General features: G+C 41.6%; 13 protein-coding genes. 5 read left to right on the top strand and 8 right to left on the bottom strand.

Annotated elements, in window-relative coordinates; all coding sequences use genetic code 11:
* Positions 1–84: 84 nt before the first annotated feature.
* Entirely contained in the window at positions 85–1,476 is a 1,392-nt protein-coding gene (gene glmM, locus GUA46_RS08140) for a phosphoglucosamine mutase (protein WP_176620070.1), read from the top strand.
* Positions 1,477–1,478: 2 nt separating this feature from the next.
* Here glmM and GUA46_RS08135 read toward each other — a convergent pair whose 3' ends face one another.
* On the bottom strand, positions 1,479–2,015 hold the full coding sequence (locus tag GUA46_RS08135) for a Cif family virulence factor (RefSeq protein ID WP_176620069.1): 537 nt from the start codon (positions 2,013–2,015) through the stop codon (positions 1,479–1,481).
* A gap of 19 nt (positions 2,016–2,034) precedes the next feature.
* Entirely contained in the window at positions 2,035–2,937 is a 903-nt protein-coding gene (locus GUA46_RS08130; protein ID WP_176620068.1) for a lysophospholipid acyltransferase family protein, read from the bottom strand.
* Positions 2,938–2,990: 53 nt separating this feature from the next.
* Here GUA46_RS08130 and GUA46_RS08125 point away from each other — a divergent pair, with 53 nt between their 5' ends.
* On the top strand, positions 2,991–3,641 hold the full coding sequence (locus tag GUA46_RS08125; RefSeq protein WP_176620067.1) for a rhomboid family intramembrane serine protease: 651 nt from the start codon (positions 2,991–2,993) through the stop codon (positions 3,639–3,641).
* A gap of 61 nt (positions 3,642–3,702) precedes the next feature.
* Here GUA46_RS08125 and GUA46_RS08120 read toward each other — a convergent pair whose 3' ends face one another.
* Together GUA46_RS08120 and GUA46_RS08115 are read right to left on the bottom strand one after the other, a co-directional pair.
* Entirely contained in the window at positions 3,703–4,824 is a 1,122-nt protein-coding gene (locus tag GUA46_RS08120) for a TlpA disulfide reductase family protein (protein WP_176620066.1), read from the bottom strand.
* 95 nt (positions 4,825–4,919) lie between these two features.
* Entirely contained in the window at positions 4,920–5,411 is a 492-nt protein-coding gene (locus tag GUA46_RS08115; protein ID WP_108247039.1) for a hypothetical protein, read from the bottom strand.
* Positions 5,412–5,500: 89 nt separating this feature from the next.
* On the opposite strand from GUA46_RS08115, the gene GUA46_RS08110 reads away from it, so the two are divergent.
* Positions 5,501–8,416 carry an FAD-binding and (Fe-S)-binding domain-containing protein gene (locus GUA46_RS08110; RefSeq protein ID WP_176620065.1) on the top strand — a complete coding sequence of 972 codons (2,916 nt, stop codon included), beginning with the start codon at positions 5,501–5,503 and terminating at the stop codon, positions 8,414–8,416.
* On the opposite strand, the gene GUA46_RS08105 is transcribed toward GUA46_RS08110, so the two are convergent.
* Positions 8,387–9,307: a UDP-2,3-diacylglucosamine diphosphatase gene (locus GUA46_RS08105; RefSeq protein ID WP_176620064.1), complete on the bottom strand. Its 921-nt coding sequence runs from the start codon at positions 9,305–9,307 to the stop codon at positions 8,387–8,389. The genes GUA46_RS08110 and GUA46_RS08105 overlap by 30 nt on opposite strands.
* A gap of 194 nt (positions 9,308–9,501) precedes the next feature.
* On the opposite strand from GUA46_RS08105, the gene aroC reads away from it, so the two are divergent.
* A complete protein-coding gene (aroC, locus tag GUA46_RS08100; RefSeq protein WP_176620063.1) occupies positions 9,502–10,566 on the top strand; it encodes a chorismate synthase in 1,065 nt (354 codons plus the stop codon).
* Positions 10,567–10,625: 59 nt separating this feature from the next.
* A complete protein-coding gene (locus GUA46_RS08095) occupies positions 10,626–11,933 on the top strand; it encodes a dicarboxylate/amino acid:cation symporter (protein WP_176620062.1) in 1,308 nt (435 codons plus the stop codon).
* Positions 11,934–11,989: 56 nt separating this feature from the next.
* Here the strand turns inward: GUA46_RS08095 and GUA46_RS08090 are convergent, their stop codons facing one another.
* The 3 genes from GUA46_RS08090 to GUA46_RS08080 all read right to left on the bottom strand — a co-directional run bounded on the left by GUA46_RS08090 (position 11,990) and on the right by GUA46_RS08080 (position 15,122).
* Positions 11,990–14,044, bottom strand: a complete 2,055-nt coding sequence (locus tag GUA46_RS08090) for a DUF4139 domain-containing protein (RefSeq protein WP_176620061.1) — start codon at positions 14,042–14,044, stop codon at positions 11,990–11,992.
* A 110-nt stretch (positions 14,045–14,154) separates the two neighbouring features.
* Entirely contained in the window at positions 14,155–14,559 is a 405-nt protein-coding gene (locus GUA46_RS08085; RefSeq protein WP_176620060.1) for a thiol-disulfide oxidoreductase DCC family protein, read from the bottom strand.
* Between the two features lie 176 nt (positions 14,560–14,735).
* Positions 14,736–15,122, bottom strand: coding sequence for a VOC family protein (locus GUA46_RS08080; protein ID WP_176620059.1), 387 nt, complete (start codon positions 15,120–15,122; stop codon positions 14,736–14,738).
* Between the last annotated feature and the right edge of the window lie 58 nt (positions 15,123–15,180).

Here is a 15,180-nt window from a genome sequence, read left to right as displayed (position 1 = left end):
AATTCCTTTTCTGTCGAAATTTACAAATTCAAAACATGGAATCGGATATGCCCGATTATATTTGCAAAAACTTTTTTAACAATTATGACACTAATCAAATCAATTTCTGGAATACGAGGCACTATTGGAGGCCAAACTAATGACAACTTAACACCTGTTGATGCGGTTAAATTTGCAGCGGCCTACGGTACTTGGTTAAAATCGTATTCGGAAACAGATGATTTGAAAGTTGTAATTGGACGTGATGCCCGATTATCCGGAGAGATGATTCAGAATTTGGTGGTTTCCACTTTGGTGGGGCTTGGAATTGATGTGATCGATCTAGGATTGTCCACTACACCTACCGTAGAAATTGCAGTTCCTTTGGAAAAAGCGGATGGTGGCATCATTTTAACGGCCAGTCATAACCCAAAACAATGGAACGCCCTTAAGCTTTTGAATGAAAAAGGTGAGTTTTTGGATGCCGAACAGGGCGCCAAAATTTTAAAACTGGCCGAGGAAGAGGATTTTGAATTTGCCGAAGTCGATGATCTTGGGGAAATCATTAAAAATGATTCCTATATCGATATCCATATTGATGAAGTCCTAGAGCTTTCCCTTGTGGATGCGGATACCATCAAGAAGGCAGGTTTCAAAGTGGTTGTGGACGGTGTAAATTCCACAGGAGGCATTGCCATACCCAAATTGCTCGAAGAATTGGGAGTGGAAGTAGTAAAGTTATATTGTGACCCAACCGGTCATTTTCCGCACAATCCTGAACCTTTAAAAGAGCATTTGGGAGACATCTGTAAAAAAGTGGTTGAAGAAAAGGCTGATTTTGGAATTGTGGTCGACCCAGATGTGGACCGTTTGGCATTCATCAGCAACGATGGACAAATGTTCGGGGAGGAATATACATTGGTGGCCTGTGCCGATTATGTCTTGTCCAAAACCCAAGGGAATACGGTTTCCAACCTATCATCTTCCAGAGCTTTGCGTGACGTTACCGAAAAACATGGAGGTACTTACGAAGCTGCTGCGGTTGGAGAGGTAAATGTTGTGACCAAAATGAAAGCCAACAATGCCATTATAGGTGGAGAGGGCAATGGCGGAATCATATATCCAGAAAGTCATTACGGGCGCGATGCATTGGTAGGAACTGCATTATTCTTGATGTTAATGGCGGAAAAAGGCGGGACGGTTGCCGAATTGCGTGCTAGCTACCCAAGTTATTTTATGAGCAAAAAGAAAATCGAACTCACCCCTGATTTGGATGTAGATGCTCTTTTGGAAGCCATGCACCACAAATACAAAGATGAGGAAGTGTCCACAATTGATGGAGTAAAAATTGATTTCCCTGAAAACTGGGTACACCTGAGGAAATCGAACACAGAACCCATTATCCGAATTTATACCGAGGCAAAATCACAGGATGAAGCTGATGGTCTGGCGGACCGAATTATTGGTGAAATTAAAGAAGTGGCAGGATTGGAATAAATCTATTTTTTCAGCTCATAGATGATTTTTGAACTACCAAATTCATCGTCAGAAATATCGGTACGGCTATCGGAATCCAGCCAAATTTTCCAAGTTCCATTTTCCTTCCTAAGTCCAACGTTAAAAAAACCATATCCCGTGTATTGAGGTTGGGCAATTGTTGAATTATATCGGACTAAACGGTAATAACCGGTTTGGTAGGCAACATCTTCATTGGAATTGAGGGCGATGGTACGGATTGCAAAAGCTATACTCAAATGATTCCCTTGATTTTTTACGCTATCTAAAAACCCGCCAAATTCATTCAGGTACTGACTCCCGGATGCAACATTGTTTTGGGTAATGGTAACCCGAACAATATCCGGGGTATGGATAGCTTTGATTTTCTTGGAATCCAGCTGATCGTAAGCCTCCATAAAAGGGACCCAAACGTCGTTTTTAATGGCTTCCATGATTTCTGGTGGTATTTGTTTGGGAGATGTTTGCCCAAAGCACAGACCAATTCCAAGACAAAAAAAGATAACAATTGATTTTTTCATGTTGAACTACCTTTTCCTGTTAAGATATTACTTTTTTAGGGATTTTAGGTGCTTTGTCCTTGTGCTTCCAGCGTTTGTGGGTCCAGAAATAATATTCCGGTGCCTCCCTGATGGATTTTTCTGTTTCTCTTAAAAAGGCATCTGTGATTTCGTAATCGGGAACCGTCGTAGGCTCCTCGAAAAGCACCTTAAAGGTGCCTTGGTAATATCCCCTATTTAGTTTTTTAACCTTAAGGTAAACGGGTACAAAGTTGTTCGTTTTACAGATTTCTTCACCTCCAACGTGCGCAGGAACGGTAATGCCCATAAATTCGGTCCAATATTTGGCCTTGCTCACCATGGGCGACTGGTCACTGATTATGCCGACCATGGTCAATTTTTCGCTGTCTTTGGCAGCTTTTAAGATTTTTCGGGACTCCCTTGTGGAAATCAGTTCAGTGTTAAATTTGCCCCTTATATTTCGCACCAATTTATCAAAGTACTTGTTCTGTATTTTCTGATAGATCCCGTAACCTTTCGATTTGATCTGAAGGTTCAAAGACAATACCCATTCCCAACTGGCATAATGGGGAAGCATTAGCATGGTGTTTATTCCTTTGTCTTCGAGACCATTTAATACCTCAATATTGGTAACTGTAAACCGTTTTTGGATTTCCTTTTTACTTATGCCCATGGTCTTGATCATTTCCAAAAACATATCGCACATGTGCTTGTAAAACTTTTTCTCTATCAGTAAACGTTCCTTTTCCGGTTTATCGGGGAAAACCAACGCTAAATTATTGCGGACCACTTTTTTACGGTAACCTATTACATGATAGAGTAGTGCGTAAACACCATCAGAAATAAAATATATGATTTTAAAGGGAAGTCTGGAAATCAACCAGAGCAAAGGATAAACAAGGATATAAACTACCAGCTGCATAGACTATTCTTGTGTGCAAATATAGCTATATTTGAACCCAAACCTTTATTTACATGCTCAATTTACATATCGCTACCATTGCTATTATGGCCGCCAATGTCTTGGTTTCCCTTCGCGGATTCAACAGTCAGGCATTTTTTGATAGATACAAGTTTAGTATCAGCGCCATTCAAGCAGGGCAAAAGGAACGAATGCTGACCTCTGGGTTTTTACACGTTGATATTTCGCATTTGTTCTTGAACATGTTTACGCTGTATTTTTTCGCCCCTGTTGTCATCGGATGGTTCGGACCCCTAAAATTCTTGATTATTTATTTGGTGAGTTTGGTTGCGGGAAGTCTTTTGGCACTGGTTTTTCATAAAAATGAGCCATACTACAGTGCGGTTGGTGCCAGTGGAGCGGTAATGGGGGTTCTCTATGCGGCTATACTATTAAATCCGGATATGCAATTAGGTATTATGTTTATCCCGATTCCGTTACCTGCTTATGTTCTAGGTATAGCATATCTATTATATTCTATCTGGGGGATGAAGAGTAGAATGGGCAATATCGGTCATACGGCCCACTTTGGCGGTGCCATAGGTGGGTATGCGACTACCTTATTGTTTATGCCAGGACTGTTCGTAACAGATACTTTGATTGTGATTCTGTTGGCCATTCCTATCATTGTTCTTTTTGTGTTGGATAAAATGGGCAAGCTATAGGGGTAATAAAAAAGGCCTTGAAACATCAAGACCTTCTTTTTATCAAAATATATTTTACTGTTTAGCTCTTTCCAAGTATTTCGGCTACTTTTTCCTCTAACGCAGGACCTCTTAAATCTCTTGCTACGATTACCCCATTTTCATCCAATAGGAATGCGGCAGGTATGGCATTTATATTGTAAAGTCGAGCAATCGGGTCTTGGAACCGTTGTAGATTGGAAATATGGTTCCACTCCAACCCATCTGAAGCAATGGCATTTTTCCAAAGGTCTTCTTTGTTGTCCAAAGAAACGCCCAATACATCAAAACCTTTATCGTGGTATTTTTTGTAAACGGATACAATGTTCGGATTTTCAGCACGACAAGGTCTGCACCAACCGGCCCAAAAATCCACCAACGTAAGTTTAGCCTTACTGGTCACATCACTGAGCGCCAAAACATCGCCAGATGGGGTAGGGGCCGAGAAATCTGGGGCAACTGCACCGATTTCGGTCGACTTTAAATTTTCAAGCTGTTCCGCAATTTTCTTTGCGGGTTCTGTTTGCTTCATTTCAGGGGTAAGACCCTCAAACATTGATTTGATTTCATCAACAGGCACTGCTTTTGTGGCCAAAAGATTGCCAATAACCAATACGGAAACAAAAGCATTTGGATTATTTTTCGCAAAATCGATATTAAAGTTTTTCGCATCTTCTTGAAACTCGATAAACTCCTCACGAAGTGCGGTGACCGTGGCCGTATCTTGTTGTTGGGCTGCTACTCGCATATCATTTTGCATAGACCTTGCTCTTTCGGAAAGTTTGCGGGATTCTTCCAAAAAGTCCATGAACAACTCATTTTGTTCCGTACCCTTTAGTTTAGCATACTCAATGCTATCCTTCGGAAACTCTACTTCTATGGTGCCGTTTTCCAGAATTACCGGTACGTTTCCTCGAACTTTATCCACAAATAGGTAGTGCATTTTAGGACCGGACTGATTTCCGCTGAAACTAAACAGCCCATTCTCTACCGTAGTAGTATCAATATCAATCAATTGATTGATGGAATCTGTGGTCTTCAAAAATATTTTTGTTCCATTTTCGGGCTCTCCGGTAATGGTTCCACTCAATGTGTATCCTTTAGGGTCTGAATTACATGATGATAAAAACAAAACTCCCAAGGTTATTGCTAAAAGTCTTTTCATTTCAGAATGTTTAAGTTGCTAAGGTATTCAATGTTTATGGCATAAAAAAACCCTTGACTTTTATTGGCCAAGGGTTTTTACATATATGTGCTCTACTAGAATTGGTATCTAATACCTAGCGCAATGTCAAAATCAAAATCATTATCGAAGCCATCATAGCCTACAAGCCCGACTTCCGGTCTAAAGTCCAATGATAACAGTAAAGGGATATTGAAATTGTATTCAATACCAATATCACCGGCCCCGAAAATGAATAGTCCTTCATCATCGTCAAAAATGGGATCTTCAAAGTCAACGCTTCCCAATCCACCACCGGCACCAACGTACCAGTTAAAATTGCCGTCTAAAGGAAATACCCATTGGTAAAGTCCGGCAAGTTTAAAAGCATCAAAGTGTCGGCTATCCCTCCAGCCTAGGTCAACTTCCAACCTGTTATTGGCTCCAAGGGCATTTTGGTACGAAATTTCGGCCCCAAAGCCATCGCTGTCTCCCAATCGTAGCCCCAAGGCATGTTCGGAAATACTTTGAGCGCTTACGCTAGCTGTTGCAAATAACATAACAGCGGCAAATAATGTGGTAATCTTCATGAGTTTCTCTTTTAAGTTAAAAATTAGAGATAGTTTTGTGTTAGATTTACGTTTGAAAAACCGTTTTAGTTCCCAAAAAGTATTCCAAATTGAATAAAAATTTGTTAAAAGGTCTTTCTGAACATCTGAAAGGTGAGTTGTTGTTCGATGATTTGAGTAAGGCAATCTACGCTACGGATGCTTCGGTATATCGTAAGTTGCCAATAGCCGTTGCATATCCAAAAAACACTGATGACCTTAAAACTTTGCTTGCTTTTGCAACCAAAAATAAGGTAGGTCTTATACCTCGTACTGCGGGAACTTCTTTGGCTGGACAATGTGTCGGTGAAGGTATCGTTGTGGATGTCAGTCGCCATTTTACCAAAATTGTCAGTTTGGATAAGGATAAAAGACAGGTTACCGTTCAACCTGGGGTGGTCAGAGATGAGCTCAATCAGTATTTAAAACCATTTGGTCTCTTTTTTGGGCCAAATACCTCTACTTCCAATAGATGTATGATAGGGGGAATGGTCGGGAACAATTCATCGGGAACCACATCCATACAATATGGTGTCACCCGGGATAAAGTATTGTCCATGCAATGTGTGCTGTCCGATGGGAGCGATGCGTTTTTCTCGGATATTTCAAAAGAAGAATTTGAACGGAAGAAGCAGGGAAGCTCCTTGGAAGCAACAATTTACAGAAAACTTTACGAAGAACTTTCCAATTCAGGCACAAGGGAAACCATTAAATCCGAGTTCCCCAAACCGAGCATACATAGACGAAACACAGGATACGCCGTTGATGAATTATTGGACAACACGGTTTTTGGCGATTATAACACAGATTTCAATTTATGCAGGTTGTTATCGGGAAGTGAAGGCACGTTAGCTTTTACCACAGAAATAACACTGCAGTTAGATGATTTGCCGCCACCATTCGCGGCAATGGTCGCCACGCACTATAAAACCTTGGAAGATTGTCTTAGTGACGTGGCTCCCGTAATGCAGCATAGCCTTCATTTGTGCGAGATGATGGACAAGGTGATCTTGGATTGTACCAAAAACAACCGAGCACAGTTGGCAAACCGATTTTTTGTAGAGGGAGATCCTGCCGGAATTTTGATGTTGGAAGTGAAAGCGAATTCCGAGGGAGATTTGGAAAGGCAACTTGAATCACTCCTCAAAACCATTGAAGCATCAGGATTAAGCTATGCCAATCCAATTTTATATGGTGAGGATATCAACAAAGCTATTGAATTGAGAAAAGCCGGTCTTGGTCTTTTGGGAAACATGGTGGGAGATAAAAAAGCAGTTGCCTGTATCGAGGATACTGCCGTGGCCTTGGAAGATTTAAAGGATTTTATCGCAGAGTTTTCCTTGATCATGAAAGGATATAACCAAGATGCGGTGTATTATGCCCACGCGGGTGCAGGTGAACTTCATTTAAGGCCCATATTGAATCTTAAGAAATCGGAAGATGTAGTGCTTTTCCGCAGCATTACCACCGATGTGGCCAAGCTGACGAAGAAGTACAATGGCAGTTTTAGCGGGGAACATGGTGATGGTATCGTTAGGGCCGAGTTTATTCCTTTGATGATCGGAGAGGCGAATTATGAGCTGTTGAAAAGGGTAAAAGCCTTTTTTGACCCCAACTTGATTCTAAATCCGGGAAAAATAGTTGAAGCCTATCCTATGGATGAGTCGCTTCGCTATGAAATCGATAGGAAGGAACCCGAAGTGAAGACTGTTATGGATTTCTCCGATAGCGAAGGAATTTTAAAGGCTGCTGAAAAATGTAACGGTAGTGGGGACTGTAGAAAGAGCCATCACATGAACGGGGGTATGTGCCCGAGCTATCAAGCTACCAAAGATGAGAAAGACACGACTCGTGCCCGAGCCAATGCCTTGCGCGAATTCTTGACCAATTCCGATAAAACCAATCGATTTGACCACCAAGAACTAAAATCGGCATTCGACCTTTGTTTGAGCTGTAAGGCCTGTGCGAGTGAATGTCCCAGTAATGTGGATGTATCCGCTTTAAAGGCTGAATTCCTATATAATTATCAGGAGGCGAACGGATACACTTTGCGAAGCAAATTGTTCGCCCATAACACGCAATTAAATGCCGTGGGCAGTAAAGTGGCCGGCATCACCAATTGGATGTACGAGTCCAAAGCCGTGGGCGGAATGCTAAAAAAAGCCGTAGGCGTGGCTCCTGAGCGTAGTTTGCCGAAGGTGGGACGTTTCAATTTTGAAGAGCATCTTAAGGATAACCTTGCGAAGCAAAAGGAAGTTTCCAAGCGACCTGTTGTTCTTTATATTGATGAATTCGTCAGGTATTTGGACATTCAGGTGGGTAAAGATGCCATCGAACTTTTGTGCAAGCTCGGTTACGATGTGGAACTGTTCTATGGGGAAAGTGGCAGGACCTATCTATCCAAAGGTTTTCTGAAACAGGCCAAAAAATTGGTGGCCAAGAACATGGAGAACCTAAAGGATGTTTTAAGTGCAGGAACTCCTATTGTTGGACTGGAGCCATCGGCCATTTTATCTTTCAGGGATGAGTACCAGCGTCTTCACGATGATAAAGCACAGTTACAAAAATTGTCCTTACAATCATTTTTGATAGAGGAGTTTTTGGCTGGTGAAATCATTAAAGGCCATATCTCTGCCAGTAGTTTTACCGATGAGAAAAAGACCATCAAAATACACGGGCATTGTCATCAAAAGGCATTGAGCAATCAAAAAGTAACTTTTGACATCTTAAATCTGCCCAAGAACTATACGGTGACCATTATACCGTCCGGTTGTTGTGGTATGGCGGGTTCGTTCGGATATGAGAAAGAACATTATGAGGTTAGTATGCAGGTAGGTGGGCTAAAACTGTTCCCTGCGGTGAAGAAGAGTTCAGAGGATACGTTAATTGCGGCAAACGGAACCAGTTGTAGGCATCAAATAAAGGATGGGACGAAAAGGGAGGCGCAACACCCGGTTTCAATCTTGAGACAGGCCCTTATCGTCTAAGAAGTCGTTCTCGATATTCTCTTCTTCGGTCTGGCTAAGATGTTCTTCCGTTACATCATACATGTTCACTTCCTTGTCGGTTATGGAAGCGATAAGGTCGTTCATGTCCATTTCCTTTAGATCCTCGTCCATAAAAAACGGCGAAAGTCGGTCATGGTTGTAGTGATATATTTTCCATCTTTTAAAAGAGTATTCAAGAGCGGTTAAATTTTCCACCCAATCTCCGGAATTCAGATAGGTGCAGCTGCCATATTTGTTCTCATACACTTCTTTTTTGGGTTGATGGATATGGCCACATACCACATAATCATACTCATTTTCTATAGCAAGATCTGCAGCGGTCTTTTCAAAATCGTTAATGTATTTAACCGCGCCCTTAACGCTGTTTTTGATTTTTTTGGACAAGGAATATTTTTCGCGGCCCATTTTGGTCAAAGACCAGTTTAAGAAGCTGTTGATCAAAATGAGAAGGTCGTAACCATAACCACCCAACTTGGCCAGCCATTTTGCATTTTGTATGGAAACATCGAACACATCACCATGGAAAATCCATGCTTTTTTGCCATCCAGGTTAAGTACGAGTTTATCCATCACCTTGAAATTACCCATTGAAGTATTACTGAACTTACGGAGCATTTCATCATGATTTCCAGTGATATAGTAAACTTCAACGCCCTTCGAGGCCATACCTATTATCTTTCTCAGGACTTTGAGGTGGGAAGGGGGGAAATAACGTTTGCTAAACTGCCAAATGTCAATGATGTCCCCGTTCAAAATCAGCTTCTTGGGCTGAATGCTATTTAGATATGTTATGAGTTCATCGGCATGACAGCCATAGGTTCCCAGGTGAACATCTGAGATAACCGCCAATTCTATCTTCCTTTTTTTCAATTGTATAGGGTTTAGTACAAAATAAAACGGTAGGAATAAAATAGAAATCAAATCCAAATCATTAATTCATGAGCATATTGTTAAAATAATATCACCTTAAAGTGAATTATGTTACAATAACATTAAGTCAAACCCCTGTTTTTGAATTAGCTTTGTAACATCTACCTTTGAGGACGATATAATTTTTATACCGAATGGCAGGAAATTCTTTTGGACAACTTTTTAAGCTCACCACATTTGGTGAATCTCACGGAAAAGCATTGGGGGGCGTCATTGATGGATGCCCTGCCGGGATTGTGTTGGATTTGGATAAGATTCAAGAAGAATTGAACAGAAGAAAACCTGGGCAATCTGCCATTGTTACACAAAGAAAAGAGCCCGATACTGTTGAAATTTACTCTGGAATATTCGAGGGTAAGACCACTGGTACGCCGATAGGTTTTGCCATCCACAATACCAACCAAAAGTCCAAGGACTATTCGCACATCAAAGATTCGTATCGACCCTCGCATGCGGATTATGTGTATGACATAAAATATGGTTTTCGTGATTATAGAGGTGGTGGTAGAAGCTCGGCCCGTGAAACCGCCAGTAGGGTAGTGGCCGGTGCCATTGCCAAACAATTTTTGAGCGATATCAAAATAAATGCCTTTGTTTCTCAGGTCGGAGCAATGAAATTGGACAAACCCTACCAAGACTTGGATTTTTCCAAGATTGAATCCAATGCCGTTCGTTGTCCAGATACCGAGATGGCACAGAAAATGGAAGACTATATCAAATCCATTAAAAAGGAAGGTGATACCATTGGTGGCGTTATCACGTGCGTTATCCAGAATGTACCAATTGGTCTTGGTGAGCCAGTTTTTGATAAGTTGCATGCTCGATTAGGTGAAGCGATGTTGTCCATAAACGCCGTAAAAGGTTTTGAGTACGGCAGCGGCTTTGCCGGGGTGGCCATGAAGGGAAGCGAGCATAACGATGCTTTCAATACGGACGGTACCACCAAAACCAACCGAAGTGGAGGTATCCAAGGCGGTATCAGCAACGGTATGGACATTTATTTCAGTGTTGCGTTTAAACCTGTGGCCACGGTGTTGCAGTCCTATGAAACTATCAATAAGGAAGGTGAAAAAGTGACCACACAAGGGAAGGGAAGACATGATCCATGTGTAGTCCCGAGGGCAGTTCCCATCGTGGAGGCCATGGCTGCATTAGTTTTGGCCGACTATTCACTGTTGGCACGGACCAACAAAATCTAGGTAGAGGTTAGGACGTTTCCATTCAATAAAGTATCTTTCCGTCCCTAACTTAACTCTTTATGAAGAAACTGGAATTACACTGGCAAATCCTAATCGGAATGGCCGCAGGTGTTTTGTTCGCGCTATTGATGGTTCAATTTGAATGGGGACCCAAAATTGTCTCCGACTGGATCAAGCCTTTTGGAAATATTTTCATCAATTCCCTAAAATTGATTGCTGTACCCTTGATTTTGGCTTCACTGATCAAAGGCGTTTCAGATCTAAAGGATATTTCCAAGCTATCCCAAATGGGGGGTAGGACCATTGGTATTTACATCGTGACTACTATTATTGCTGTTACCATAGGTTTATTGGTGGTAAATACGGTCAAACCAGGAAGTTCCATTTCCGAAGATACCCGAAACGAACTGGTCGAAAACTACAAAGGAGACGCCGATAATATTAAAACTGCCGCGGATAAACAAAAGGAAGCTGGTCCATTGCAGGCTTTGGAAGATTTGGTGCCGAGCAACATATTTAAGGCTGCGAGCGATAATGGCAATATGCTCCAAGTCATCTTCTTTGCTATTTTCTTTGGAATAGGTTTGATTTTGATTCCCGAAAAAACCGCAGAACCGGTCAAGAAATTCTTCGATGGCTTTAATGAGGTTATTCTTAAATTGATAGATATCATCATGTTGGCCGCACCATATGGTGTATTCGCCCTGTTGGCTGCGCTTGTAGTGGAATCGCCAAGTTTAGACTTGTTCAAGGCGTTGGCTTGGTATTCCTTCTGTGTACTGCTTGGTCTTGCGTTAATGTTATGTGTTTACCTCTTGATCGCTTGGGTTTTCACAAAAAGAAGCCCGGCCTTTTTTATGAAAGGGATGTCCCCTGCACAATTATTGGCATTTTCTACGAGTTCCAGTGCGGCGACCTTGCCCGTAACCATGGAAAGGGTCGAGGAGCATTTGGGAGTAGAAGAGGAGGTAACCAGTTTTGTGTTGCCTATTGGAGCCACCATTAATATGGACGGCACCAGTTTGTACCAAGCTGTGGCCGCAGTTTTTATCGCGCAGGCATTTGGTATGGACCTTAGTCTGTCCGCGCAACTTGGCATCATTGTAACGGCTACCTTGGCCTCCATTGGCAGCGCTGCGGTTCCGGGAGCTGGAATGGTAATGTTGGTTATCGTATTGGCACAAGCGGGAATTCCAGAAGCGGGATTGGCCCTAATATTTGCAGTGGACCGACCGCTGGATATGTGCCGTACCGTAGTGAATGTTTCCGGGGATGCAACCGTATCCATGGTTGTGGCAAAATCAGTAGGTAAATTGGGTGAGCCCAAAGTGAAGAATTGGGACGATAATTATCAAAAGAAGCAATAGATAGATTTAAGAATCCTAAATAAAAAAACCTCTTTTTAAAGAGGTCTTTTTTTGTTTTAGAGCGAGATATATCTTCCTTTTGGGAATTTCACTTGAAAAGAGAAGTTTTCTTTCTGGACGGATTTTGGCCCGAGTGTCATGTTCCACGTTAACAAGCCTTTGCTTTCGTCGTATTCGGCATTGTTGAGACTTACATCATCCACTTTAATTTCCTTGTTTTGGGATTTTGGTATGCGGTCCATCAGCTTCAGATTAATGGGGATGTTTTTATTGTTTTTAACTTCCAAAACATATGTACGATCTACTATTCGGTTGCTGCCAACAAACGGTTTACTTTTAAAATTTCGATCCTGTTGCCTTGTTACGGAAATATTGTGCTCAATGCCCAAGGATAGAATCATTTCTTTTTTCGTGGTATATGGGTCTATAACCGTTTTACCGGCATAGGTTCCCTCAAAGTAGATGTTGGCTTCTCCCGGTAAAAGTTGATGTTGTTCCCAATCCTTGAAACTTGCGGTTAGATAAACATTGTCATTTAGAACGGGAGCGGCAAAGTATTCATAAGTGGCCGGCATTTTAAATGTATTCACCTCAATGGCGGTTATATCCCCATTTGCCAAAATAGTGTACGGCTTTTTTATGGCGAATTCTGTTTTGGTTGCTCCCTCCTGCATTTGACTTTTCTTGGTGGTTATCACAACAACGCCATTGGCACTCCGGTTTCCATAAATGGAGGTGGCATTAGTGTCTTTTAAGACTTCAATGTCCTGGATTTCGTTCTCGTCCAAATCACCTTCGGTAAAATTATCAATAGGAACTCCATCAATAATGTATAAGCGTTCTGGTGTACTGTCAATGGATGACGCACCTCTGATGGAAACGCCAGCTACACGACCATTTAAGGTTCTTTCAGGGGAAACCGAACCAACTGCTGCCGTGCCATATCCGGTTACAACCACTTCTTCCAATCTTTGTGCATCTTCTTCCATACGCACGTTCATAATGGAGGAGTAAATGGGCAATTCTTGCATGTGCATCCCAATGTAGGAATAGGTCAATTCTTTCCCAGAAGGCACTTCCAACGTATAATTTCCATCAAAATCAGAAGTAGTTCCCATAGTTGTCCCCTGGACTACAATATTGACCCCTGGTAGGGGAGCACCGGATTCGTCTGTTATGGTTCCTGTAACTTTTTTAACGTAGGGGTTAAATGCATATCCCTTTTTACCCGTAGTTGCAACCTTTCTTTTGTTATAAGCACTTACAAAGTTCAAATAATGTGCGTCAACAGTAGGTTTGCTGATGTTATATTGAGGGTTTCCCGTAGAGAGGGAAATTTTGACGTTCTTCCAGTCCTGACCTGTATTCTGATATACATTGCCTTTATATGCCAGAGAGATAGGAGCGTTTGTACCAGAGGATTTAATGTCGTAATTGGGCACCCATCCAGCATCTTGTACTAAGTAGGATAGCGTAGCGTTCAAAGTTGTGGTAATAGGCGTATCAAAGGTTATGGTGATTTCTCCTTGAGGAGTTTGACTGCCGTTATTGGCTTCGGCCAATTGTTGTCGCAAATCATTGATTTCAAGATTGTATGTATTGATATTCAGGTTGGTTTTGAATATTTCGTTTTTGATTTCTGTAATCCTTTCCCGGTAGTAGGCACCAATTTGTTTCATACGCTCCAAATCCAATACTTGGCTGTCACCGTTAACGATTCGATTGGAGGTAATTACCTTTTCTTCCTCTTCCAGACCGGCAATGGTGTTCTTTAACAACGAGATTTCTTGCTCCAGTGCCTCAATTCGGTTTTTCCATTCTTTGATTTTTGGATTGCTTTCAGATTTTTCAAGATAATTGATATCGTAGGCAATGGATAAAATGGAAACGGAACCCAAACCTGAGATTTGAATGCTACTTTCATCAATTTTGTGGGACAGTCCAGTAAATATTACTTCGTTAGAACCTTCTTGGAGCAGACAAGAGGCCGTTCGGGTAATCTGGGCTCCATTCAGGTAAACAGTTACTTCCTTGATCTTGGAAGGAGTTTTCGGTGTGTTGGCAAATAAAAACAAGGGTGCCAACAAAAATAGGATGACTGTATTTTTCATAAGGGTTGGATATTAATTGTTTACCCAAACCTATGATTCACATCTTCCAATTAAAACCAACAATGGTGTGAATGGGCAGATTGACTTAGGGAAAGTAATGTTTGGATGAGTCAGTCCAAAAACTTGGCCTTCAATTCGGGTGTGGGAATCATACAGGCATCCTGCTTTCCGAACCATTTGTAGCGGTTTTTGGCAACAAAATCGTAAATGCTGTTTCTGATGGAAGTGGGTATCCAAGTGAAAATTGCGGACAATTTCCATAAGCCTCCTAAATCCTGAGCTATCTCCAAAGCGGCATCCGATTTGGTGTAGTAGGCCACTCCTGGCTCTATTAAGATAATGGAATCCACCTTGCTGGCATCGATATGGCGTTGGTTCACCAATTCCTGACCGATTTCACTTTGCAATGCGGCATAGCGAAATATATCTTTTTTGTCCCGTTTGATCACAAACTGGACGGAGTTGTTGCATAAGTTGCAAACACCATCGAACAAGATTATTTTTTTATTTTCCATATCCCTATTATTCCTGCGCGGGCAGGAATCCAATTTCTTTTCTATAAAGATACGCAGCTTTGCTATCTAAGTCTAATGGGCTGACACTAATTAAACAAATAAACACGAATGAAGAATAGTGTCATTTCGAACCGAGTTCTACGAGTGTGAGAAATCTAGATTTCTCTAGCGGAAGTTTACTCCGTTATTTCAATCCAATTTCCTTCGGGGTCGCCAATAACACTTTCATAATAGCCATCTCCGGTGGTTCTAGGTTCCCCGATGACCGTGAATCCATTTTTGCGGATGGTTTCGGTAATAGCATCTACTTTTTCTTTTGAACCAACGGATATGGCAAAATGGGTGAGGCCAAGTTTGACATCTCTATTGGCCATGAATTCTGAAATATCGGGTCTGTGCATTAATTCGATGCGCGCTCCTTTTTTAAAGAAGAGGAAATAGGAACTGAATTTTTTCTTTGGATTGTAATATTTTTCATTGGATTCCAGTTCGAAAAAACGCAGATAAAACTCTTTCATTTTTTCCAAATCCGAAGTCCATATGGCGATATGCTCAATCTTCATTTAAATGTAGGGATTTAGGTTACGGGTTTGTGAGAAGAAATAGATCATGGTCCAAGTT

The organism is Flagellimonas chongwuensis, assembly GCF_013376415.1.
Lineage (GTDB): Bacteria > Bacteroidota > Bacteroidia > Flavobacteriales > Flavobacteriaceae > Flagellimonas > Flagellimonas chongwuensis.
Note: the sequence above shows the minus strand (reverse complement) of the source record. Positions and strands in the feature narration are given on the sequence as shown.

Excerpts from the sequence above, each read along its gene's own strand:
- aroC (WP_176620063.1), top strand. The coding sequence starts at position 9,502 with ATGGCAGGAAATTCTTTTGGACAACTTTTTAAGCTCACCACATTTGGT.
- glmM (WP_176620070.1), top strand. The coding sequence starts at position 85 with ATGACACTAATCAAATCAATTTCTGGAATACGAGGCACTATTGGAGGC.
- GUA46_RS08115 (WP_108247039.1), bottom strand. The coding sequence starts at position 5,411 with ATGAAGATTACCACATTATTTGCCGCTGTTATGTTATTTGCAACAGCT.
- GUA46_RS08120 (WP_176620066.1), bottom strand. The coding sequence starts at position 4,824 with ATGAAAAGACTTTTAGCAATAACCTTGGGAGTTTTGTTTTTATCATCA.
- GUA46_RS08135 (WP_176620069.1), bottom strand. The coding sequence starts at position 2,015 with ATGAAAAAATCAATTGTTATCTTTTTTTGTCTTGGAATTGGTCTGTGC.
- GUA46_RS08085 (WP_176620060.1), bottom strand. The coding sequence starts at position 14,559 with ATGGAAAATAAAAAAATAATCTTGTTCGATGGTGTTTGCAACTTATGC.
- GUA46_RS08130 (WP_176620068.1), bottom strand. The coding sequence starts at position 2,937 with ATGCAGCTGGTAGTTTATATCCTTGTTTATCCTTTGCTCTGGTTGATT.
- GUA46_RS08125 (WP_176620067.1), top strand. The coding sequence starts at position 2,991 with ATGCTCAATTTACATATCGCTACCATTGCTATTATGGCCGCCAATGTC.
- GUA46_RS08095 (WP_176620062.1), top strand. The coding sequence starts at position 10,626 with ATGAAGAAACTGGAATTACACTGGCAAATCCTAATCGGAATGGCCGCA.
- GUA46_RS08090 (WP_176620061.1), bottom strand. The coding sequence starts at position 14,044 with ATGAAAAATACAGTCATCCTATTTTTGTTGGCACCCTTGTTTTTATTT.
- GUA46_RS08080 (WP_176620059.1), bottom strand. The coding sequence starts at position 15,122 with ATGAAGATTGAGCATATCGCCATATGGACTTCGGATTTGGAAAAAATG.